The sequence below is a fragment of the Bacillota bacterium genome, from assembly GCA_013178125.1.
Classification (GTDB): Bacteria; Bacillota; SHA-98; order Ch115; family JABLXJ01; genus JABLXL01.
This window is the reverse complement of sequence record JABLXJ010000014.1, coordinates 29,535-52,870: the sequence shown is the minus strand read 5'-3', so window position 1 is coordinate 52,870 and position 23,336 is coordinate 29,535. Positions and strand designations below refer to the sequence as shown.

Sequence of the window (23,336 nt, the reverse complement as noted above, 5' to 3'; positions counted from 1 at the left end):
TGATGCGAATGGGAAAATTCCCTACTAAATCCTCTCCCTCACTTGTTTTTTTGAGGGGGATATAGTATAATAAATTCTGCCGGGAAGGAACCGTTGATACCGGTAATGAAGGAAGTGGGCGAATAGCTCAGCTGGCCAGAGCGCCTGGTTCACATCTAGGAGGTCACAGGTTCAAGTCCTGTTTCGCCCACCATTTTCCGTGAAATTCAACGACCGGGAGGTACTTGCCTTCCGGGTGGATCTTAAGTATAATATGTAGCAACAGGGACTTTTTCAAAGGTATAAATTTAAAGATAAAGCGTTGAGAGCTTTACCTTGCGAGCGGATGTAGTTTAGTGGTAGAACATCGGCTTCCCAAGCCGAGGGCCGCGGGTTCGAATCCCGTCATCCGCTCCATTTTTATGTACCGCTTCGCGACAATTACCGTTCCGCGACGATGTGCTATTCCACGAAGGCGCCTGAAGATGCCCGCTCCGATGCGACCGCAATGAGCAGGGGAATGAGCAGGGAGCAGGGAGCAGAGAGCAAAGGGGCAGGGAAGTAATTTCGAAGTCGCCAGCGCCACCGGATTTAGCTGCCGGGGTTTAGCCACCGTATTTAGACCAGGTTCAGCAGATACGTGGGAGGCTCACGCCAGCGGGCATGGGCACTTCCCGCATTCCCCCTGAGGCCGTCTTGAGCCAGACCCGGCCGCCGGCCGCTGTTCGAGGCCGGCGCTTCCTGGCTACCTCCCCTATGACGCGCGCCTCCCGTCCCAGGGGATGGCATTTCAGTATATCAAGGACCTGGCGGGAGGATTCGAGCGACACGAATATCAAAACCTTTCCTTCACTCGCCAGGTAGAGCGGGTCCAGCCCCAGGAGCTCGCAGGTGGCGCTCACCTGTGGCTTCACAGGCAGCTCAGCTTCATCAATGAGAATCTCGATCTCTGATTGCAGCGCGATCTCATTCAGGGCTGCGGCTACACCGCCGCGAGTGGGGTCCCTCATGGCATGGATATCACGCCCAAATGGGGAATCGAGGAGCCGCTCCACCACCGGCCATACCGGCGCCACATCGCTTGTCAGGTCGGATTCGAAACCCGACTCCAGCCGTGCCAGGAGGATCGAAGCCTCATGATCGCCTATGGTCCCTGAGATGAGGATCCTGTCACCAGGGCGTGCATTCATGCCGCTGATGGATGTGTGATGTAACACGGCGCCCAGTCCGGTCGTATTAATGTAAACCCCGCCGCAGGCCCCTCTCTCCACGACTTTCGTATCGCCCGTCACGATCTGGACACCACACTCCCGGGCTGCCCGGGCCATGGATGCGATTATGCAGCGCAGGTCATCCAGGGGGAAGCCATCCTCGAGGATAACGGAGCACGTCAGGGCTAGGGGGCGCGCACCGCTGACCGAGAGGTCGTTTATTGTGCCGCAGACCGCGAGCTTTCCAATATCCCCGCCCGGGAAGAAGAGCGGCCTTACCACAAAGCTATCAGTAGTAACGGCGATCTGTAAGCTCGCCCACCCTTGCATGGCGGTGGCCGGCTGGCCGGGAGGCTCAGGCGGGAGGAGCGATAGCGATAGCGTGTCATGTCCCTGGCAGCCTGTGCCCATTTCCACCCCTATATTCAGGCGAGCGGCGTCATCCAGGATATCGAGGTATGGGCTATGAAAGCAAGGGTGAAATACCTCCTTGATGAGCTCGTAAGTTAGTTCGCCCCCTCCACCATGCGCGAGCGTTATTACATCTCGATCTATGCATTGATCCATATATTGAACGACAGCTTGATCTTGCATAGCCATCACCCTCCTATGACATCTCTATGGCGGTAGCGGTAATAGGCTGCGCATGCCCCCTCTGAGGAGACCATACACGCCCCGCGCGGGCTTTCCGGGGAGCAGCCACGCGCAAACATCGGGCATTCGGGGGGAGAAAGCTGCCCCCTCAGGACCAGGCCGCACTCGCATCCCGTCGCCAGGTTATCGGTCATGGTCTCTTCCGGGTCGAGCCCGAGGATCACCCGGGCATCCCTGTGGGCGTAGCCGGCCCTGAGCGCCATTCCAGATCCGGGGATCGGCCCGAATCCCCTCCAGACCGAGGTGGACCACTCAAATACAGCCTGCACTCTTGCCCAGGCTATCGTATTCCCCCCTGGTTTTACCACCCTCTTGTATGCATTTTCCAGCCCTGGAGCTTCACGTATTCCACGGTTAATCTGGTCAACCTGATTGATGAGCTTGTATATGGCGAGCATCAGGTCAAGCGGCTCAAATCCCGCGATCACGGCCGGAAGCCCGCATTCACCGGCGAGGAATCCGAATGAGTCTGCACCGATGATGGCGGCGACGTGTCCCGGGCAGATGAGGCCGTCCAGCCCGTGCCCCCCAGCCCCGGGAGATGCCAGCGCCCGCAGGACCGGGGGCATGCGCTTCAGGCCTGGCAGTATGCTGATGTTGGGAATGCCCCTGGATTCGGCCGCCTGGATCATGAGCGCAATACCAGGGGCTGTAGTCTCGAAGCCCACTGCCAGAAATACCACGAGCTTGCCCGGGTTCGCCTGAGCTATAGGCAGCACGTCGAGGGGCGAGTAGACGATGCGGATATCAGCCTCCGCTGCCCGGGCCCGCTCAAGGGTGCCTAATGACCCCGGCACCCGTATGAGGTCTCCAAATGTTGTGATTATTGTATCTCTCCTTGTGCCGGCCCTGATCGCCTGATCTATGAATCCGGACGGCGTAACGCAGACGGGGCAGCCTGGCCCTGAAAGGAGGTGAATATTGGGAGGCAGGAGGGCGCGAAGCCCGTTGCGGAAAACGGACATCGTGTGCGTACCGCATACCTCCATGAATCTCACCGGTGGGCCGGAATATGCCCTGAGCCTGTCGGCCAGAAGATTCACCAGGGCTTTATCTCTAAAAATGCGCAAGAGATCCATGTTCAAGGGATCAATATGCAAAAGATTCATGTGCAAGAGATTCAGACCCATAGATCTCTTCTAGCTTCTCTCCAAGTTCTTCGAGCATTGACGTAAGATCCTTCGCCATGTCGGGGTCGAGCTGCTCGATCGCAAAGCCAGCATGAACAAGGACGAAGTCCCCGATTTTTGCACTGGGAACAAGCGAGAGGCAGACCTCCCGCTTCACCCCCAGGAAATCCACGCAGCCCTTTTGGTTATCGGGATCGATGCTTATGAGCATGCCAGGAAACGCGATACACACGGGTTTCAGCACTCCCTCTGTTTATCTTTATTCGCTCTTTCCATTTTCTTTATCATTCTTACCATCATCTTCAGTTTCATTATCAATTTTCATTGTCAATTCACGGCTGGCCAATCCGGCCGAGCCAGCCCATCTGGCCAGTCCGGCCATCCGATCAATACAGTCAATATGGCCGTCGATCCTACGACTTAGCCTCTTGTTGCGCCCGCATGGGCGATGGGGCCGATGACAGCGGAATCAGCGATAGCGGTGCGAGCGATAACGGTGCCAGCCACAGCGGAAGCGAGTATGGCCTGCCCTAGGGAGATGCCTTGGTCATTGGTTGACACCAGATGATGTATGTGAGCTGTAAATCCAGCGCCCTCGAGTTGAGAGAGCGTATCCGAGAGAAGGAGCTCATTCTGGAATACCCCGCCGCTCAGGGCAACTGTATTACAGGACGTTATCTTCCTGATCCTCCGGCAGACGTCAACTATAATCGTGGCCAGGGTGTGGTGGAATTTCCTGGCGATCCTGGCCCTGGGGACGCCGGATATCATCTCTTGCATGATCTCTCGAATCATCTCCATCACGTCGATGGTCCAGGGTATGTCACCTTCCGCCCCGGATATCGCATACGGGTATACCTCGGGCCCGTAGCCATAGCCATAGCCATAGCCATTTACAGCCTCGGATTCAAGCTCCACCGCGGCCTGGCCTTCGTAGGTTGTTGTCTCACGCAGACCGATTAGGGCGGATATGGCATCGAAGAGTCTCCCAACGCTAGAGGTCAGGAGCGTGCGTCCGTCCTTCAAGCCCTCAGTCGTGGCTCGCCATAAGAGACCCCACCTACCATCTTGCAACCTGCCACGGAAGGGGAGGGGGGCGGCCGATATGTCTTCGCCGATGGCTAAAGCGGCGTAAGCCGCAGCCATCCGCCAGGGCTCCCGGATGGCTTTCTCTCCGCCTGGCATCGGTATATATGAGAGGTGGGCCCAACGTACGAAGGGGCTATCGAAGGGTGCAAAGGGACTATGATTCCCGCTACCGCCCCGGCAGGGCGAGTAAAATAGGAATTCGCCGCCCCAGAGCTGGCCGTCGCATCCAAGGCCGGTCCCATCGAAAGCAACCCCTATGGCGCTGCCGCTGATACCGTTTTCCACCAGGCAGGAGGCGATATGGGCGTGATGGTGCTGAATTCTCACGACCGGTATCCCCCATTCCCGGGCCAGGTGAAGTCCATGCCGGGTTGAATAGTAGCCCGAGTGCAGGTCGCAGGCTATCAGCTCAGGCCGGAATCTGAAAAGCTTGAGGAAATCGACGATAAATATCTCATATTCCCTTTGCGCCTCCCGGCTCTCCAGGTCGCCAATGTACTGGCTCGGGATGGCTATATCTCCTTTGGCGATGCAAAAGGCATTTTTCATATGTCCCCCCATGGCCAGGATCGCCGGGGCGCGACCTGAGTGCCGGGCAGGGGTGCAGACCGGGACCGGCCTCGGGACATAGCCACGGGAGCGCCGGATGATGACGGGGCGGCCGGATTGAACCCGCACCACTGAGTCATCGCACCTCCGCAGAATAGGCCTGTCGTGCGTCAGGATCCCGCAGGCGAGGGTCCCAAGGCGCGAGTCAAGGCGTGAGTCGGGACGGCCGTCAGAGCTATAGTCGTCGCAGCTATAGTCGTCAGAGTTATGGCTGTCGGAGTTAGGGGCGTCGGAGCCAGGGTCGGAGCCGTAGATCATCGGCTCCTCATGCCTATTGGCACTGGTCATCACAAGGACCTCCGGACAGCGCGTATGCGCCAGGAGTAATTCGTGGACGGGCGTATAGGGGAGCATCACCCCGAGGTAGCGGCTCCGGCCCGACACGTTGGGAGCCAGGCCTGCTACGGCTGCGCTATCTTCTCCTGCGGCGCCCGTTCTGTTCCCGCGTGAGCCTGTACCTGCCCCTGCACTTGCACCTGCGTCTGTATCTGCACCGGAGCCTACGCGCGTGCCGCCTGCACTTGCATCACTTACGCCACCGGTGGCCGCGGCCTTTGGCGTGATGAGGGCTATCGGTCTTTCCCAGCTTAACAGGAGCTTTTCTTCTTCAGGTGAAACATGGCAGTACCGGCGAACCGTATCAATATCCTTCATCATGACAGCGAAGGGCTCGTCCTCCCTCTGCTTGCGTTCCCTGAGCAACCGCACCGCGGATTCATCCATCGCATTACATGCCAGGTGATATCCCCCAATGCCTTTCACTGCTACGACCTTGCCGGCAGCGAGAAGCTCGACCGCCGCGTCAATCGCGTCAATCGTGTCGGTCGTGTGACACGGGTCGCTATGGTTGCCGTAGATATGGTTGCCGCCCTGATTGGTCGGGCCGGTCCCCGGGGTCACCGGGCTTAAACTCGGGCCTGCTTCCAGGTGCGGCGCGATGAACTCGAGTCGCGGGCCGCAACCATGGCACGCTACAGTCTGCGCGTGGTAGCGCCGGTCCCCGGGGTCTTCATACTCCCTGCGGCATTCGCCGCATAGCTCAAAACGCGACATCGATGTCTTCTCCCGGTCATACGGAACCCCCGAGATTATGGTGAAGCGAGGTCCACAGTAGGTGCAGCTAATGAAGGGATGACGGAATCTTCGGTTTCCGGGGGATAGGAGCTCCATCCTACAATCATCGCAGAGTCCGATGTCGGGCATAATGAGAAGCAGGCCACCGTTATCCCTGCTTTCCCCACGCCTATTCCCCCGGCTATTCTCTTTATACTCAACATACTCAACCCATGCGCGTCTATACCGATCCCTGTCGATCTGACTCTGGCGTATAACAAATCCCTTGGTCCGTGCGTTTTCCGGGGTCGAGCTCGGAATCGCAGCATTACCTGCCGCGCACCGGGAGAATGTCTCACACGATGGAGATATCTCGCGTGCGCATTGGGAGGGCATCTTGCGGACCCGGATCGCCTTTATGGTTGAAATTGCGGGAGGGCGAGCCCTCAGCGTCTGAAGCCCTGCTTCAATTGAGGCTTCAGGGCCTTCCCATTCTATCTCGACTCCTTCAAGGGTATTCGCAACCCATCCTGATAGGCCGCAGGCCTTGGCTACGCGATAGATGAATGGCCTGAACCCGACTCCCTGGATCTCTCCGGTCACCGTGATATGTACCCGCATCTTATCCTCCACCTGGGATGTATCCCCCGCCCGGGATGCTGCTGTATCAAGTATTGCCTTAATGACCACGAATTCATGCATGAATGAGGTATAGATGGGCAAGAATACCATGGATGCGCACCATGGATGCATGGATGCGCGCCGCCCCTTGACACGCTGGCACGTATCCTGATATAATTGGAACTGTCAATAGAACTGCAAAGGTTTCACGCGTTTTGCGGTGGATGTAGCTCAACGGTCAGAGCACTGGACTGTGGCTCCAGGGGTTGTGGGTTCGAATCCCATCATCCACCCCATTTTTTTTATATTTCAGGACCTATTTCCCTCAATATGATGCCGATGCCGGCCCCGCCACGACAGCTCCGATTTTACGCATTTTTTACCCCCGGGCAATATATGTGTAACCTCGCCTCGCTACATTTCGGCTGGGAGGATGATCCCAGGTATTTGCCGACTAACGCGACAGAGGTGCGAAGCATACTGGAGTCCTACCCCAATGTGAAAATGGTATTCACTGGTCAACATCACGGCATGGATATCAAAGAGAAGAATGGTGTGATATATGTAGCGACCTCCGCATTAGTCGAGTACCCCAATGCCTACCGCATCGTTGAGGTCGGCAAAAAAGGAGCAGATACCATATACGTAAAGTTGAATTGGGCGCAGATATCTAATAAACAGCTCGTGGAAAAGAGCAGGTTGCGCATGAGCACCGAGATTGCCGCTTTACGCCTCGGGAGCGAAGACGATAGAGTGCGAATATTCGAGTTCGAGCGCAGGGGAAAGTAATCAAATATGCCTCCCGACCGGGGGATGTTAGCCTGAGAATCCTATTTAATATAGGATCAGGGCAACATAACGGGTTATGAGGCAGTATGATGTGGGTTTCTGGTTAGACTCCAGATGGACATACAAGGGCGCCCGGCACACTACACTACGTTTGCCGGGCGCGCTTTTTATATCTATCCCATTCATCTCTCCGTTCCATAATCTTATGTGCGGTAAGAAATTTTATCCCGAAGGAGGAATTGCAGCGGTAGCGTTGAATAAAAGACAATGAAACCGTTTGCAAATAAACTTCTATTATCCTTACGCGACCGCGCATGGAGGATATGTCTGTGCCCATAACCATCAACGACGTAGCGAAAGCCGCGGGCGTCTCAAAATCCACAGTATCGCGTGTCGTCAACAATATCCCGGTTGTTGATATGGATACGAAAAGACGTGTCCTTGAAGTCATAAAAGAGCTCGGATATTCGCCAAATGATATTGCCCGCGGGCTTGCAACTAAAAGAACAGGAACAATCGGCCTCATAATCAACGATATAACTAACCCCTTTTTCCCTGAGCTGGCAAGGGGCGTGGAAGATGTTATGCGTGCATACAATCGCAATGTTTTTCTTTGTAACACGGATGGCCGGCCAGAGAGGGAGGCTAGCTACATACAATTGCTATTTCAAAAGCGAGTCGACGGAATCATATTTGCCTCAGTTCGCATCGGGACGACGGACCTTTCTGCGCTGGCTAAGCGCAACATGCCCTTCGTGCTCGCAGGCCGTGAGCTATCAGGGCATGACGCTGATCTTGTGATTGTTGACAACGTCCTTGGAGGATATCAAGCCACTCGCCATCTCTTAGACCTCGGCCATACGAGGATCGCCTTCATAGCCGGTACTCAGGGCGTCTCGGCAAGTATAGATAGAGAGAAGGGTTATCTGAAGGCCATGGCGGAGGCCGGTCTAGCTGCCGACCAGTGCCAGATCGAGGCCGGTGACTTTAAACAGGAAGGAGGGTATGCTGCAGCGAAGCGTCTCCTCCAGACAGAAAAAGTGCCTACTGCGATCTTCGCGGCCAACGATCTCATGGCGATAGGGGCACTTGAAGCAATATTTGAAGCTGGCCTTCGCGTTCCTGAGGATATATCCCTTGTGGGGTTCGATGATATACCCCCTGCATCCCTGCACCTGGTTCAGCTTACGACGGTGGCTCAGCCTAAATACGACATAGGGGCAATCGCTGCACGACTCCTCCTGGAGAAGATAGAATCTCCGCAGGCACAACGCGAGCCACAGCGCATCATATTGCCCCCAAAGCTTCAAATCCGTAAAACAAGTGGATTTGCACCTCAATAGAGATTCGCACCGCGTCCGACAGTCGCATTGATAGGTAATGTAAAGCGCGAGGAGGTGATGGTTTTATGTAACGAATGGTGTATATCGTATCGAGTAATAGGTCATAGAGGGCATTATTACTGTAAGAGCGAGAGGTAAAGGAGGGGAAAGGGCGCCCGCTTTTGAAACTTAAAGGGGCCGCCTGAGCATCATGAAGGCAGTAGTGTTATCAGCAAAATGGGATCCCAAACCCGGTTTCAAGCTCGGGTCTAAGGACATCGACGGTAAGCTAACCTACCTTGGAAGCAAAGTCTGGAGGAACCCAGAGCTCTCGCTAACAGATAAGGAGATCCCCAAGCCAGGGCCGACTGAGGTCCTAATCAAGGTGAAGGCCTGCGGCATATGCGGAAGCGACGTACATATGGCTCAGGCCGGTGAAGATGGTTACATCTTCTACCCGGGGCTCACGGCATTTCCGTGCGTCCTTGGACACGAATTTTCAGGGGTCGTCGTCGAGGCCGGGGAGAGGGCCGTCAATAAGAGGACAATGAAACGCTTTGAGCCCGGCGAGGCCGTATGCGCGGAGGAGATGCTCTGGTGCGGGAGTTGCCGTCCGTGCGCCGATGGCTACCCTAACCACTGCGAGGCATTACAGGAGCTGGGGTTCAGCGTGGACGGAGCTTTTGCGGAATTCATTAAAGTGGATGCCAGATATCTATGGAGCCTGGAGGAACTCAGAGGTGTCTACAAGGATGATGATCTATTCCTTGCGGGAAGCCTTGTAGAGCCAACCAGCGTCGCATATAATGCCGTAATTGAGCGCGGGGGCGGCATCAGAGCCGGCGATAACGTCGTAATCCTGGGAGGAGGTCCTATAGGGCTTGCAGCGGTGACGATACTCAAGCGATCAGGAGCAGCAAAGGTAATTCTCTCAGAGCCTTCGGAGGGTCGGGCTGAGCTCGGACGCAAGATGGGAGCAGATTACGTCATAAACCCGACTAAAGAGGATTTCACCGAGCGAGTCCTCGAGATCACTAATGGGCTCGGGGCAAAGCTCTATCTTGAGGCCACGGGGCTGCCGCATGTCGTGTTTCCTGGTATTGAACGAGCGATCTGGGAAGGTCGGATGATCAATAGCACGGTCGTTATCGTAGCCCGGGCCGATGCCAAGATCCCTGTCACGGGTGAGGTGTTCCAAGTCAGGAGAGCTCAAATCGTGGGTGCTCAAGGGCATTCCGGGCATGGCACATTCCCCCGGGTTATCAGCTCCATGGCATCCGGTATGAATATGCTCCCGCTGATCACCAAGCGCATCTCCCTGGATGAGGTACCCGAGAACATAATCCGGTTGCAGACCGATCGTGCGGAGTGCAAGATATCCTGTGTGATGGATTAGCGTCACCATTTAGGCCGGGAATAAAATGCATAACCACCTCCTGTGGTTCCAACACGGTATTAAACAGGCCTTCTCTGAAACCGATTGCAAGACCAATTAAAACAAAGGGAGATGATGCCAATGCTGGCAGCGGTATTTGAGGGCGAGGGGAAATTAGCACTCCGCGACGTCCCCAAACCCCAAATCGCGCAAGATGATGATGTCCTCCTCAGGGTCGAGGCGGCAAGCATCTGCGGCACGGACGTGCATATTCTCTCTGTCCCCCCGGGACATCCCGCAACTCCCGGAAGCATCCTCTGTCATGAGTATGCCGGAGAGGTATTGGATGTAGGCCCGGGCGTAACAACGATCAAAAAGGGTGATAGAGTCGTAGTCGACCCCAATCTGACCTGTGGGAACTGCGTATATTGCCGTTCTGGAATGCCTAACATGTGCGAGAATATGACGACTCTAGGTATATTTATGAATGGCGGTTTCGCCGAATACAACGTCGCCCCGGCAAAGGCCCTTCACCGGATTTCAAGGGATGTCCCTCCCGAGATTGCAGTCTTTGCCGAGCCCCTGTCCTGCGTAGTAAATGGAACCCAGAAGGTCAGGCTTCAACCGGGAGAGACGGCCGTAATCCTTGGAGCAGGTCCAATCGGCCTCCTTTTCACCCAGATGTTCAAGGCATCTGGTGCCGGGAAGATAATTGTGGCCGAGGTGCTTCCCCTTCGCGCCAGATACGCAAAGGAAAGTGGAGCAGACCTTGTGGTGAACCCCAAGAATGAAGATCTAGCCACTATAGTAAAAAGAGAGACGGAGGTAGGAGCAGACGTTGTAGTCGATGCTGTAGGGTCGCTTCTATCAGATGCCGTCGGGCTCGTCAAACGAGGCGGAAAGGTGCTTATCTTCGGGATGAACCAGCACGCAAGGCCCGAGGTTAAGCAATTTGATATAACCCGGTATGAGGTTGCGGTCCTTGGGACCTATATCGCGAAATTCGCCTTCCCTATGGCCGTAAAGATCCTCGAATCTGGTGTGATCCCTGTTCAAAAGCTCATAACCCACAGGCTCAAGCTCAGCGAGGTGCTCGAGGGATTCGAGGCAATGAAGAATGGAGAGGCGATCAAGGTAGTAGTTTCCCCATAAAATCCATGAAATGAAAACAAAACAGATTAAGAATTAGGGGGGCTTCGAAATGTCTAACTGGCAGATTCCGCCTAAAGGCGGACATATGGATCTCGCGACAGGAGTTTACCTTCAAAACATGACATGGAAACAAATCCAGGAGCGCCTCAAAAAGGATGATATCCTAATAGTCCCCGTAGGCTCTACGGAGAACCACGGCCCGCACGCATGCATCGGGGAAGATACGTTCCTCGTCACCCGCATGGCTGAGGCTGTAGCTCTCAAAACGGGCTGCACGGTTGCCCAACCAGTATGGTACGGGTCACACCCATTCCACCACATGGGGATGCCTGGAACCATCATCGTGCCCGAGGAGATCTTCATAGGACAGCTCAAAGCTATGATGGCAGGCTTTTGGAACATGGGTTTCCGAAAGATGATCCTGCTCAATGGTCACGGCCAGGAATACGTTATCCCGACAGCTATTCACCAGTTTGCCAAGACCTATCAGGTCCCTGCCGTGATAGTCAATCTGAACTGGTATCACGCTGTCCAGGATTACTTCAAGCTGAAGTCCGAGGGCGGCCCATATGAAACCAACTTCATTCACGCCGACGAAGTTGAGACCTCCTGGTCTTTAGCGCTGTTTCCCGAGATGATTCGCATGGAGGATGCCGTCGATACGAAGCCGCGGGCCTATCTGCCAGACGGCCACGTAGACAAGGCAGGGAACCTGCTCCACAGGCCAATAGCCTGGTACGGCCAGGTTGGATGTGGGCCTGCTGAATTCGCTGCCACGCCGGAGGGAGTAGTTGGCAAGGCTACCGCAGCCGACGCCGAGAAGGCGCGCCCAGGTGTCGAGGCTCTTCTCGATTACATGGTAAAGCTCCACGACGATATCTTGAAGACGTTCCCTCCGGGCAAGCTTCCACCTATCGAGGAGATGAGCCAGCGCCCTCGCGAGGAGGTCGAGGCTGCCATCAAGGGTCCGCTCGCTCCAGGCGGTAGAAGCATCTACTCGCTCGTATATCCGCCGGCGTAGACAATTAGCGAGAAACAATGTAGTAGATGAATTATGATAGAAATACGAGAATGGTAAGGCTGAGAAACAAAATCAAGAGGAGTTGTAATAACGTGAAAACTGCCATTGCGGTTTCCACACCGGATGCCCGTTTCTCTGCCCTTGCCCTGAAGGATGGCTTCGAAAGAAGCGTCGCGAAGGTCACAGAGCTCGGCTTCGACGGGGTCGAGCTCGCGATCCGCGATCCTGGAGCCGTGGATATCCCGGCCCTCGAGCGCGTGCTAAAGGCGACAGGTTTACCGGTTCCCGCGATCGGCACGGGCCAGGCATTCGGGACGGATGGGCTTAGCTTTTCAAGTCCCGATATAAAAATCAGAAAGGCGGCCCTCGAACGAGTAAAAAGCCACATCGATCTTGCGGCTAAGCTCGGCTCCAAGGTTATCATAGGCTTGGTGCATGGCGGGCATACCGCCGGGATACCTTATGACGTGACATTATCATGGGTTAAAGATGCCATGGCAAGCCTTGCTGGATACGCAGAAGGCATGGGAGTCGAGCTTGTGCTGGAGCCCATAAATCGATATGAGACTGACCTGATAAACACCGTAGATGATGCTTTAGCTTTCCTTGATTCTGTCGGCGCGCCCAATATCTCCCTTCTGGTTGATACCTTCCATATGAATATCGAGGAAGCATCTATCGAGGGAAGCATAAGACGCGCGAAGGGCAGGATCGGGCATGTTCACGTAGCTGATAGCAACAGGTGGGCCCCTGGTCTCGGTCACATAGATTTTCAACCAGTCCTGGATGCGCTTATAGAGATAGGTTATAACGGTTTCTTGTCGGCTGAGATACTCCCCATGCCTACGAGTGAGGAGGCGCTTCTCGCAACGGCCAGATGGATGGAACGGGTTAAAGGAAAGGAAGTCTGAGGAAAGGATCGGGTAACCTTCTTTTCACCTCATCCAGGGCTATAGATGTTGATGCATTTGGCCATAAACAGCTGGGTGGAGCTGCTGATGCACTCTGCAAGATGATCTCAAACAACCTCGGATTAAAGGCGAGGTTTGACAAGCCTGGCACCATACAGAGGATGTCCATGGTATGCGTATCTGAGGTAGACTTGAAGGAAGCTTACATGGTGGGGGAGGCAGCGGTGCGCTATGCGACAGATGGCGAGACGGATAAGATGGTGATCCTGGTGAGGGAGGAAGGCCCTGGGTATAGATGTACAACAGGGCTTGCGGACCTCGAAGAGATAGCAAATGCCGAGAAGAAGCTACCCGATGATTTCATAAATGCCGGGGGAAACTTCGTGACGCGGGAATTCATAGACTACGCCATGCCGCTAATCGGGGGACCGCTACCGGTCTATGTGAGGTTATACAGGCACCCTATTCTCACAATATCATAGTGTCATAGCAACCTGTCAATACCACCATACCACCGCGCATCAAAGGGCTGCCAAGGGGTTATTACGTGGTGGTAAGAATATTTCACGTGAAGGCGCACACATTAGGAGGAATTTGGGCTGTGGTGACGAATAAACGATATAACATTATATACGAGTTCAGTTTTTATATGATACAAGAAAGGGACAAAACCTTATGGATGATATAATGACTTCGCCAAACGCTGCACCATTATATATGCAGATAAAGGCATACATCGAGCGAGAGATTGCAAGCGGCCGCTTTGAGCCCGGCAAGAGAATCCCATCCGAAGCGGAGCTGGCGCGCCAGTTTGGAGTGAGCCGCATAACAACAAGGCAGGCCCTCGCGGAGCTGGCGGCGGAGGGGCTGCTTTACCGTGCGCAGGGGAAGGGGACCTTCGTGCGCGCTATGCGTAAATTCGAATCCGCAGGCGCGGCGGGCGCAAGCGAGGCTGGACATGATGATGGCAGCAATTCCACCAGCGATTCTGGCAAGGAGGCTGCCCATAGGCCAGCCGGTGCCGGCGCCCGCCGCCGGAGGCCAAATATAGCCTTTGTCGGCCCCATTGTAGCCAGCCCCCTGCATACAGAGTATGGGGGGGATATCGCATCCGGCCTGGAGCAGGCCGCCAGGAGCCGCGGTTTTACTGCCTTCACGGTGAATTCTGCCAACGATCCTCAAATTGAGCTCGACGTCCTTGACAAACTGGTCAAGGATGACGTGGGTGGCATCGCCCTTTGGCCCGTTGATGGCAGCAAGGCTCATGCTTTTGTGCGCAACCTCATTGAAGCGAGATACCCTATAGTCCTGGTAGACCGCTATCTTACCGGCTCAAACGCCTGCGCTGTAGCATCGGATAACTTCGGTGGCGCGTTTGCGGCAACACGGTACCTTATAAGCCTCGGGCACCGCCGCATCGGTTTCATCACAACACACAACCTGTCAACGACCTCGGTCGCTGAACGCCTGCGAGGCTACAGGCACGCCCTCAAGGTTGCGGATATTCCGTATGAACCAACCCTGGTCTTCGATTCGTATCCTTGGTATGTTCAGGTAGCGGAGCTGTCATCTCTCCTGGATGGCAGGGCTGATAGCGATATAGGCGGGTGTATCAGTTATCTTAAGGAGATAAGGCCTACTGCGGTCATCACACTGAATGAGCGCGTAGCCGTTACGTTCTTGAGGTTATGCCGGGAGTTGGGCCTGAAGATACCCGGCGATATTGCTATGATAACATTCGACGGGCGCGGCCTTGATGCTTACCTTCCCCTGCGTCTCTCGCTCGTCTACCAGCCTGGTCCCGAAATAGGAGTGACCGCGGCGCATATGCTGTTTGACATGATCGACGGCAAACCAGTCGAAGACCGGTTTATAACCCTCCCGACAGAGCTCATTATAAGGGAGTCGAGCGGGGGAGTGTTGGAGCCGGCCATGTCGACATGAGGGGCGAGGAGTAATGAAGTTGGGGGTGATGGCAGGTCATCAGGATTGTCATGCTGGAGGACTTTGCCATGCTGGAGGTGAGAATGGGGGACAGGGGGCTGGAGCTGGATCGATGTAGGTTGGATGATGAGTAGGATAACGACGGAAAGGTTGTGATATTGAAAGATATTAAACGAAACTTCAACATTGATAGGCTACATATTAAATTTAGTGTAAATATTTGAGAGTAGCTCTTAAGATTACACGCAAAATTCAGGAGGTGCTGGTTGTGAGGAAGTGTATATCATCGGGTGTAATCATGGGGCTGATTCTGATCCTGGTAATGGGGATATCCTTGACTGTTTTTGCGCAGAAGCCGGTGACTATCAAGATTGGACATCTATATGATCCCATGGGCGGCCCGGGCGTGAGGCTGACCTATGAATGGTTGGGGAGGGTAATCAAGGCTTTTGAGGCGGCAAACCCAAATATCAAGGTAGAGCAGGAGATATTCCAGTGGGACCAGATAGATGTCAAAGCAATGGCTGATTACCGCGCTGGAATAAAGCAGCATGACGTATTCTTTACATCCCCGCAACTGATGGCCCAGCACAACCTGGTAGGTGATCTCTTGGATCTTTCTCCATATATTCAGAGCTGGCCGAAGAAAGAGATAGAGGATTTCAGTTGGAGCGCTGCTTGGGCCAGTGGGATCTTCGGCAAGGCGCAGTTCAGCCTGCCCACGGGTGCTCACACCCGCGCTTTAGTATATCGCCGCGACATGTTCAAGCAGGTAGGGCTGGACCCGAATAACCCCCCTAGGAACCTGGAAGAGCTGATAGCCTGCGCCAAGAGGCTGACCAGAGATACCGACGGAGATAAGAAAACCGATGTCTGGGGCCTGGGGATGTACTACGGGCCATCCAGGGCTACTATTGAACTATACTTTGCTCCATTTGTGTGGCACTATGGCGGAGAGCTCTGGGATCCAAAGACTAAGAAGGCGACCTTCGCCAGCGATGCCGGTGCGAAGGCTGCACAGTTCGCTTACGATGTAATATACACCCACAAGATAACCCCTGAGTGGGCTGTGTCCGGCACCTACGATGACGATATACTTCGACCTTTCCTCGATGGCAAGCTCGGCATGGCATGGGGTTGGGGCAGCTACTGGATATCCGTGCTGGAAGATAAGGGATGGCTTAAGGGCGTTTTCCCGCCAACTCCACAGGGTAAGCCAGTTATAGCCGATGTGGCTATAACCCCCACAGCTCCACAGGCTCAGTTCACCAATACGTGGTCCCTGTCCATATATAAGCTGAGCCAGCATCCCAAAGAGGCGTTCAAGTTGATCGAGTTCATATTAAAGCCCGAAAACATTATAGCATACCCCGATGCGGGGCTTCCTCCTCGGGCCTCCCTATGGCAGAAGCCGGAGCTGCAGACCCCGTTCTACCAGACCTGGCGTCTCGCTGTAGCCAAGGGTAAAGGGATGCCTCCAACCGCCCACTATGGAGAGCTGGCCGATACCGTGGCTGCCGCACTGCAGGAGATCCTGGTGAATAAGGCCCCTATTCCGAAAACGCTCAAGAAGTTCGAGGAGGAGTACAATGCCCAATATGCTGGAGAGTAACAAGAGCAACAGGAAAGGTACACAACACCTGTCACAGTTGCCGTCCAGCATCGAAAATGAGGACCTGCGCAGGCTTTCACGCCTGCGCAGGAGCGGGAGCCTGTATTTAGGGAAGTACAGGCTCCCCTACCTCTTTCTATTTCCTGCCGTAGCTATTTTGCTGGCCTTTCTGATATCGCCGATTATTGCTGGCATATTGCTGAGCCTTCAGAAGACCAGGTTGGACGGGACAACAAGCTGGACAGGGTTGTTAAACTACCTGAGATTATTCTGGGAGGCCCGTTTCGCGACCAACCTTCAAAACTCGGTTGTGTACGTGGTAGGCAACATCGCCCTTTCAACCCCTCTTGCCTATGCAGCCGCGATCCTTATCACCAGCAAACTGCCCCAGGTGCGTTTTTTCCGCGGCGTTTTCCTCTTGCCCTGGATCATCGCGCCCGTGGTTAGCACAGTGCTTTTTCGTTCCCTGGTGGACCCAAACATGGGTCCCATCGCCCTGCTGCTGGAGAGGCTGACTGGGGAACAGGTGGTAGTGCTTGCCAACGCGAAGTGGGCCATGTTTATGATCATCTTCCATAGCTTCTGGCGCTCTTTTCCGTTCATCATGCTCTTTTTGGCGGCCGGCATAGCGACTATCCCCGACGAAGTATATGATGCGGCGAAGGTGGACGGGGCAGGAAGCTGGAAGAGGTTCACTAACGTGACCTTTCCTCTCACCAGGAGCGAGCTCGGCATATCTCTCCTTACCGTTACGATGTGGACCCTGCACGATGCCGAGAGTATATACGCCTTTACCCAGGGTGGCCCCGGCTACGCCACTGAAACCCTGGCGATTCGCCTCTTCAAGTTGTCCTTTATTAACTTCGACCTCAACACGGGCGCTACAATCGGGGTGATACTTATTATGATAAGCATTGTCTTCATGTTCTTTTACCTGCGGCTCTTGAGGGGAGTGAAGGAGCTATGAGTATGGGCTTAATGCAGGCGGAGAATGGCAGCATATCAGGTCAACAGGGAAGGCAAGGTAGGAGGACTATCTGGAGGGAGACCTGGAAAGACATACAAAATATCCTTACGTGGATTGCTTTTTTCGGGATCGCGCTTTTCTGCCTGTTCCCTATACTATGGGGGGTGCGGACGTCATTTGCCCCCCGATATGATTCCGGACTCATTCCTTCTCAGTTTACGATTGAGCACTACCGGGCGCTCTTCCAGCGCCCCGAACTCTATATATACCTCCGTAATAGCCTGGCTATTACGGCAGGGACGATTGCCATAGCTGCACCTGTAGCCCTGCTAGCAGCCTATGCCCTGGCACGCTTCAAATTCCCGGGACGCCAGTTTGGAATCTTATTCCTGGTGTTGCCCCTGCTCCCGGCGGTGGCGATCCTGGTTCCCCTTATCGCCTACATGAACCGCCTGAGGCTGTACGATACCTATCTGGCCGTTATCATCGCCAATACCGTTTTCAATATGCCCTTTGCTATTTGGATGTTGCGAAATTTCATCCTGGCCAACCCCTACGAGATCGAAGAGGCTGCGCTGATTGACGGGTGCTCCCGGTTTCAGGTCCTGTGGCGGGTGGCTGTCCCCATGATGGCCCCCGGTCTTGTCGCGGTGATCATATTTATCTTCATCAATTCATGGAACAACTATATGTATGCCTTCGCCCTTACCTCCTCCCCAACCCACCGGGTCTTGCCTCAGGGGGTGCTATCATTCTTAGGCGTGTGGGGAACTTACTGGGGAGGCCTATGTGCCCTCGGGATCCTCGCCTTGATCCCCCCGGTGGTTCTATTCCTTTTATTCCAGAATTGGTTTGTGGCAGGACTTTTTGGCCAGCAGTTGAAATAAGGGCAGTAATTGAATAAGCGCTGAGGCGAGGCGAATACGAGTTGAAGCAGGGATAGCTGGTATGGGAACCTGTCCGCCATTGTGGTAATGAAATGAGGCGGTTTTCAGCCACCAAACCTGGGCAAAGTTAGAGAGATTAGAATAATGGTATTGCGATTATAGAATGCTGCAAGAATGCTGCAAGGAGGACATGATGCTGGGGATGTCTACTGGGGATTTATCTGTAGCTAAATCCATGTATTTTACCGGGGAGAAAATTCAGGGGCGCGTGGCTGAGCTCGGCAGCTTCATCTACAGCGCACGCAGGCCGGTAACGAATTTGCGTTGCATTGAAGGGGACCCCGAGGGCGCAAGTCGCGTGGGCTATGATGATTCAGCCTGGGATAGCTTTGAAATCGGCAGCCGGTGGGGCGGCCGGGATGTGACAATGTGGTTTCGGGGGGAGGTGGAGATACCTCCTGAGTGGGCGTATTCTGAATTTGAGGGCGAATCCGGGGGCTTTGATAGCCCAAATGGAAATGGGTATAGGCCCGGGGATGATGGGGTCAGGCATGAGGATGAGCGGCGCAGGCGCGATGATGGAGGTAGGAGGCTTCTCGCGTTGCACCTCCGCCTCTTTAGCGGTGAAAATGCCCACCTGAGCGGGCCCGAGGGGTTGCTGTATATAAACGGCCGGCCGATTTGCGGGATCGACAGGAACCACACAGAGGTCATCCTTACCCCAGCCATGGTCAACACCATGGCGGGCGGTACGGGGGCTGACGTGACTACCGGAGCTAACGCGACCATGGTTACCACTGCTACTACGGCAGCTACGGTAGCTACGGCTACCACGGTTACTGCAGGGACTGCAGGGACTACGGCGACCGGAGGTGCCACAGATGAGGCCGCGCCGCGCCTCGTTATAGCCATCAAGGCCACGAGCGGGATGCAGGAAGCGGAGCATGTCTTTGAGGCTGCGGAGCTAGTCTTGATCGACCGGGACGCTGACAGCCTCTACTATTCACTCAAGGCGGGGATCGAGGCGGTGGGGGTGCTCGGGCCGGATTCACCTGATGGGATAGCCCTTCTCAATATCCTGGACGATGCAGTAGGCTACATCGACTGGCGCGAGCCTGGGTCAGATGCATTCTATGAATCTATCAGGGAGGCGAGGAGACGCCTTGACTCCGCCATGGCCAGGCTCCCCAGGGGCGGCATCAAGCCCAGGGTTACCTGCGTGGGCCACTCACACATCGATGTAGCGTGGCTATGGCCCCTCCGGCACACCCGCGAGAAGTGTTCGCGCACCTTCTCGACCGCGACTCACCTTATGGAACTCTATCCGGAGTATTGTTTCATCCAGTCCCAGCCCCAGCTCTATAAGTTCATCAAGGAGGACCACCCTGAGATCTACGCCCGGATAAGGGAGAAGGTAGCCTCAGGGCAGTGGGAGCCCGAAGGAGGCATGTGGGTCGAGGCCGATTGCAACGTCACCTCGGGCGAGTCGCTGGTGCGCCAGCTCCTGTTTGGGACCAGGTTCTTCCGGCAGGAGTTCGGGAGGGAGTGCAAGGTGCTGTGGCTTCCTGATGTATTCGGGTATAGCTGGGCCCTCCCGCAGATAATCAAGAAGAGCGGGCTTGAATACTTCATGACCACGAAGATCAGCTGGAATCAATACAACCGGCCTGAATACGATACCTTCATGTGGCGGGGCATGGATGGCACAGAGGTCCTGACGCACTTCATCACCACACCGCATGGCGGTGACGAGAACTGGTGGTTCTTTACATATAACGGCGAAATCACACCTGCTACATTGAAGGGCATTTGGGATAACTACCGGCAAAAGGAGATAAACGACGAGCTCCTCTTATCCTTCGGCTTTGGAGACGGTGGAGGCGGGCCAACCCGCACGATGCTGGAGATGGCGAGGCGCCTCAAGGACGTGCCAGGGATTCCGAGGGCGGAGGTAGGTAAGGCGGAGCCCTTCTTCGAACGGCTTGCAGAGAAGGTCAAGGATCACCCGCGACTACCGGTGTGGGATGGGGAGCTTTACCTTGAATACCACCGGGGGACCTATACGTCTCAAGCCCACAACAAGAGGGCAAACAGGCTATCCGAGATTCTCTACCACGATGCGGAAGGGTTTTCATGCCTGGCAAAGGCCTTCGGGCGTGGATTTATCTACCCGCAGGAGGATATAAACCGCGGGTGGGAGCTCATACTTTTGAATCAATTCCATGACATACTCCCAGGGTCCTCAATACGTGAGGTTTACGAGGATTGTGCAAGGGATTACGAGGAGGTCGCAATGCTGGCGAACCGGGTCCTGGAGGGGGCGCTTGGGCACCTTGTGGCAAATATGAGCCTGAAGAAGAGGGAGGCGATAGTTGTATTCAACTCCCTCTCCTGGGAGCGGTCGGATGTGGTGATCGTCCCGTGGGACCCTGCCTTTGAGGGGAAGCGCTTTGTGGACGCAGGTGGACGGCCGGTTGCGAGCCAGGTCGTAGAGGCGCAGAAGGAGCTTCTTCTTTATGTTGAAAATGTCCCGGCTTTCGGGTATAAGGCGGTCTACCTCGAGGAAGGGGAGCCTGTGGGCCTGAATGGAGGAGAGTCAGAGCCTCTCGCATCAGGTGAGATCAGTATTGCCCCTGCGCGATTGGAAAATAGGTTTTTCATCATCTCCCTCAACCCTGCGGGGCAGATAACATCCATCTGGGATAAGCTTAAGGGGAGGGAGGTCCTGGCGCCGGGCGCCCGGGCAAACATCATCCAGGTTTTCGAGGATAAGCCTCTACGGCATGATGCATGGGATATCGACATCTTCTACAGGGATAAGATGTGGGAGGTCACCGACCTGGTGGAGGCGACCGTGGAGGAGGCCGGCCCGGAGCGGGGTGTGCTGAAGCTCGTCTGGAGGTTTATGAATTCCATCATAACCCAACGACTCGCCATCTACCGGGCCATCCCCAGGGTAGATTTCAGGACCGAGGTTGATTGGAGGGAGCGCCAGCTCCTCCTCAAGGTCGCATTCCCGGTGGATGTTCGTTCTACAAAGGCGACTTATGAGATCCAGTTTGGAAACGTGGAGCGCCCGACCCACTGGAACACAAGCTGGGACTATGCGCGCTTTGAGACCTGCGGGCACAAGTGGGCCGACCTTTCAGAGGGCGGTTACGGCGTCTCCCTCCTCAATGATTGCAAGTACGGCCATGACATAAAGGATAATGTGATGAGGCTAACCCTCATCAAGTCCGCAATCGCACCCGATCCGCTGGCGGATAAGTGCCATCACACCTTCACCTACAGCCTCTACCCCCATCCTGGGGATTGGTACCAGGGTGGGACGGTCAGGGAGGGCTATAGCCTCAACTATCCTTTGAGGGGCGTCGCTGTCTTGAACGGGAACCAGAGCGGGGAGGGCCAGGGTGAGAGCGATAACCTCCTTCCCGATAGCTTCTCGTTTATCAGGGTGGATGCGCCCAATGTAATCGTGGAGACGGTAAAGAAGGCCGAGGACGGTGAGGCCACGGTAGTGAGGGTCTACGAGTATGGCAACAGGCGCGGTCCAGTGACCCTGAGCTTCGGATTCCCCATCAAGGCTGCACGAGAGTGCAACCTGATGGAGCGGGAAGAGGCGCCTGTGGAGTTCAGCGGCAACAAACTCAAATTCTTCATCAAACCCTATGAGATCAGGACGTTCATGGTAGAGTGCGGGGTGGTAATATAATTGCCACCCCCAGCCGGTGAACACGTGAGACCGGTAAAAAAGTTGCCATGATAAGGTAGGCCGGCAAGACCGTAGCATAGATGTCACCGTCAGGTGGGCTCAGGTGCTATATGGATTGATATAGCAGCTCAGGGAGAGAGGGTATACATGACAAATCAGGGAGATAGGGTAAATCAAGGAGACAGGACAAATCAAGACCGCAGCTTTCGTGATATGAATCTGGCGGTGTTCCGAGGGGAAGACCCGGGCGGGGTGGTCTGGCAACCGAGGCTTGAGTTTTGGTACAATGTAAACAAAAAGCGAGGCACCCTGCCGCCGCACCTGCGCGACGCCGACCTGCTTGATGTCTACGACTATTGCCACGCATCCGTTCGTTACTTTTGCAACGGGTTGGGCGTGCGGTACAGCAAAGTAAAGGTCACCAGCAGGCTGGAGGATGAAAGAAACCTCAGGTATATTTGGGAGACCCCTGTCGGGACCCTGACCGAGGTCTTGCATTTTGATGAATGGAAGATTTCCTCTTACAACGTCGAATACAAGATCAAGCGGCCAGAGGACTTCCGGGTGCTGGAATTCATCCTCCAGGACGAAGAATGGTATTGGGATCAGGAAGCCTATGAGCAGGACGTGGAACGCGTCGGCAAACGCGGTGCGCCGCAATTCTATTTTCGCCGTTCACCCATTCAGGGGTTGTTTATCAACCATGTAGGATTTGAGCGAGCGATCTACATGCTGCATGACTACCCCGGGGTCATAAAGCGTTACATAGAAGTAGCGAGCAGGGCGGATGATGCCATGTATGATATTCTTTGCAAGTGCCCCACGGATATACTGAACCTTGGAGAAAATATCGACGCATATATGGATTCGCCGGTGATATGGCGCGAACGCCTCATACCTTACTATCGCGCACGTACTGAGCAGTTACATGCGGCGGGCAAATTCGTTCATATCCATGTGGACGGAGCGATGAAGCCCCTCCTGCCGTACCTGCGCGATTGCCCGTGGGACGGGATCGAGGCCGCAACCCCGTTGCCGCAAGGGGATGTAACGTTGGAGGAGATCAAGGAGGCGCTGGGAGATATGGTGCTCCTTGACGGGATTCCGGCTGTATATTTTCTCCCGTCGTATCCAATAGAGACGCTTGTTGAATGTGCAAAGAAGGTCGTAAAATTATTTCACCCGCGCCTTGTGTTGGGGATATCAGATGAAATTCCCCCGGATGGGGATATCGAAAGGGTGCGGCTGGTGGGGGAGGTTGTGAATGAATCCCAATAACTCGTTTTTGAGGTCGTTTT

17 protein-coding genes and 3 tRNA genes are annotated in these 23,336 nt (G+C 54.9%); 16 read left to right on the top strand and 4 right to left on the bottom strand.

Annotated elements, in window-relative coordinates; all coding sequences use genetic code 11:
* Nucleotides 1-116: 116 nt before the first annotated feature.
* Nucleotides 117-193 (top strand) — tRNA-Val (locus HPY71_11785).
* Between the two features lie 128 nt (nt 194-321).
* Nucleotides 322-396: transfer RNA gene (locus HPY71_11780), tRNA-Gly, on the top strand.
* Between the two features lie 212 nt (nt 397-608).
* Here HPY71_11780 and hypE read toward each other — a convergent pair.
* From hypE to HPY71_11760, 4 genes are all read right to left on the bottom strand, one after another.
* Nucleotides 609-1,757: a hydrogenase expression/formation protein HypE gene (gene hypE, locus HPY71_11775; protein ID NPV54185.1), complete on the bottom strand. Its 1,149-nt coding sequence runs from the start codon at nt 1,755-1,757 to the stop codon at nt 609-611.
* Between the two features lie 32 nt (nt 1,758-1,789).
* The gene (gene hypD / locus HPY71_11770; protein ID NPV54184.1) at nt 1,790-2,923 is read right to left on the bottom strand and encodes a hydrogenase formation protein HypD; all 1,134 of its coding nucleotides are present in this window, start codon (nt 2,921-2,923) and stop codon (nt 1,790-1,792) included.
* 10 nt (nt 2,924-2,933) lie between these two features.
* Nucleotides 2,934-3,185, bottom strand: coding sequence for a HypC/HybG/HupF family hydrogenase formation chaperone (locus HPY71_11765; GenBank protein ID NPV54183.1), 252 nt, complete (start codon nt 3,183-3,185; stop codon nt 2,934-2,936).
* Between the two features lie 209 nt (nt 3,186-3,394).
* The gene (locus HPY71_11760) at nt 3,395-6,448 is read right to left on the bottom strand and encodes a carbamoyltransferase HypF (protein NPV54182.1); all 3,054 of its coding nucleotides are present in this window, start codon (nt 6,446-6,448) and stop codon (nt 3,395-3,397) included.
* A gap of 118 nt (nt 6,449-6,566) precedes the next feature.
* On the opposite strand from HPY71_11760, the gene HPY71_11755 reads away from it, so the two are divergent.
* The 14 genes from HPY71_11755 to HPY71_11690 all read left to right on the top strand — a co-directional run bounded on the left by HPY71_11755 (nt 6,567) and on the right by HPY71_11690 (nt 23,316).
* Nucleotides 6,567-6,642: transfer RNA gene (locus HPY71_11755), tRNA-His, on the top strand.
* Between the two features lie 151 nt (nt 6,643-6,793).
* On the top strand, nt 6,794-7,135 hold the full coding sequence (locus HPY71_11750; protein NPV54181.1) for a hypothetical protein: 342 nt from the start codon (nt 6,794-6,796) through the stop codon (nt 7,133-7,135).
* Nucleotides 7,136-7,464: 329 nt separating this feature from the next.
* Complete coding sequence (locus HPY71_11745) at nt 7,465-8,478, top strand: LacI family DNA-binding transcriptional regulator (GenBank protein NPV54180.1); 1,014 nt, start codon at nt 7,465-7,467, stop codon at nt 8,476-8,478.
* A 190-nt stretch (nt 8,479-8,668) separates the two neighbouring features.
* A complete protein-coding gene (locus tag HPY71_11740; protein NPV54179.1) occupies nt 8,669-9,853 on the top strand; it encodes an alcohol dehydrogenase catalytic domain-containing protein in 1,185 nt (394 codons plus the stop codon).
* A 114-nt stretch (nt 9,854-9,967) separates the two neighbouring features.
* Nucleotides 9,968-10,984: an alcohol dehydrogenase catalytic domain-containing protein gene (locus HPY71_11735; protein ID NPV54178.1), complete on the top strand. Its 1,017-nt coding sequence runs from the start codon at nt 9,968-9,970 to the stop codon at nt 10,982-10,984.
* Between the two features lie 49 nt (nt 10,985-11,033).
* Nucleotides 11,034-12,005 carry a creatininase family protein gene (locus HPY71_11730; protein ID NPV54177.1) on the top strand — a complete coding sequence of 324 codons (972 nt, stop codon included), beginning with the start codon at nt 11,034-11,036 and terminating at the stop codon, nt 12,003-12,005.
* Nucleotides 12,006-12,097: 92 nt separating this feature from the next.
* Nucleotides 12,098-12,916: a sugar phosphate isomerase/epimerase gene (locus tag HPY71_11725; protein ID NPV54176.1), complete on the top strand. Its 819-nt coding sequence runs from the start codon at nt 12,098-12,100 to the stop codon at nt 12,914-12,916.
* A 101-nt stretch (nt 12,917-13,017) separates the two neighbouring features.
* Entirely contained in the window at nt 13,018-13,398 is a 381-nt protein-coding gene (locus HPY71_11720; protein NPV54175.1) for a hypothetical protein, read from the top strand.
* Nucleotides 13,399-13,633: 235 nt separating this feature from the next.
* Nucleotides 13,634-14,860 (top strand): GntR family transcriptional regulator, encoded by a 1,227-nt coding sequence (locus tag HPY71_11715; GenBank protein ID NPV54174.1) that lies wholly within the window; start codon nt 13,634-13,636, stop codon nt 14,858-14,860.
* 268 nt (nt 14,861-15,128) lie between these two features.
* A complete protein-coding gene (locus tag HPY71_11710) occupies nt 15,129-16,472 on the top strand; it encodes an extracellular solute-binding protein (protein NPV54173.1) in 1,344 nt (447 codons plus the stop codon).
* Nucleotides 16,450-17,439, top strand: a complete 990-nt coding sequence (locus HPY71_11705) for a sugar ABC transporter permease (protein ID NPV54172.1) — start codon at nt 16,450-16,452, stop codon at nt 17,437-17,439. The genes HPY71_11710 and HPY71_11705 overlap by 23 nt, the downstream gene beginning before the upstream one ends.
* A 2-nt stretch (nt 17,440-17,441) precedes the next feature.
* Nucleotides 17,442-18,326 (top strand): carbohydrate ABC transporter permease, encoded by an 885-nt coding sequence (locus HPY71_11700; GenBank protein ID NPV54171.1) that lies wholly within the window; start codon nt 17,442-17,444, stop codon nt 18,324-18,326.
* A gap of 202 nt (nt 18,327-18,528) precedes the next feature.
* Nucleotides 18,529-22,038: an alpha-mannosidase gene (locus HPY71_11695; protein ID NPV54170.1), complete on the top strand. Its 3,510-nt coding sequence runs from the start codon at nt 18,529-18,531 to the stop codon at nt 22,036-22,038.
* 147 nt (nt 22,039-22,185) lie between these two features.
* Nucleotides 22,186-23,316: a hypothetical protein gene (locus tag HPY71_11690; protein NPV54169.1), complete on the top strand. Its 1,131-nt coding sequence runs from the start codon at nt 22,186-22,188 to the stop codon at nt 23,314-23,316.
* Nucleotides 23,317-23,336 lie beyond the last annotated feature (20 nt).

Excerpts from the sequence above, each read along its gene's own strand:
- HPY71_11720 (NPV54175.1), top strand. The coding sequence starts at position 13,018 with ATGATCTCAAACAACCTCGGATTAAAGGCGAGGTTTGACAAGCCTGGC.
- HPY71_11730 (NPV54177.1), top strand. The coding sequence starts at position 11,034 with ATGTCTAACTGGCAGATTCCGCCTAAAGGCGGACATATGGATCTCGCG.
- HPY71_11715 (NPV54174.1), top strand. The coding sequence starts at position 13,634 with ATGCAGATAAAGGCATACATCGAGCGAGAGATTGCAAGCGGCCGCTTT.
- HPY71_11700 (NPV54171.1), top strand. The coding sequence starts at position 17,442 with ATGGGCTTAATGCAGGCGGAGAATGGCAGCATATCAGGTCAACAGGGA.
- HPY71_11690 (NPV54169.1), top strand. The coding sequence starts at position 22,186 with ATGACAAATCAGGGAGATAGGGTAAATCAAGGAGACAGGACAAATCAA.
- HPY71_11765 (NPV54183.1), bottom strand. The coding sequence starts at position 3,185 with ATGCTCATAAGCATCGATCCCGATAACCAAAAGGGCTGCGTGGATTTC.
- hypE (NPV54185.1), bottom strand. The coding sequence starts at position 1,757 with ATGGATCAATGCATAGATCGAGATGTAATAACGCTCGCGCATGGTGGA.
- HPY71_11735 (NPV54178.1), top strand. The coding sequence starts at position 9,968 with ATGCCAATGCTGGCAGCGGTATTTGAGGGCGAGGGGAAATTAGCACTC.
- hypD (NPV54184.1), bottom strand. The coding sequence starts at position 2,923 with ATGGATCTCTTGCGCATTTTTAGAGATAAAGCCCTGGTGAATCTTCTG.
- HPY71_11705 (NPV54172.1), top strand. The coding sequence starts at position 16,450 with ATGCCCAATATGCTGGAGAGTAACAAGAGCAACAGGAAAGGTACACAA.
- HPY71_11695 (NPV54170.1), top strand. The coding sequence starts at position 18,529 with ATGTCTACTGGGGATTTATCTGTAGCTAAATCCATGTATTTTACCGGG.
- HPY71_11740 (NPV54179.1), top strand. The coding sequence starts at position 8,669 with ATGAAGGCAGTAGTGTTATCAGCAAAATGGGATCCCAAACCCGGTTTC.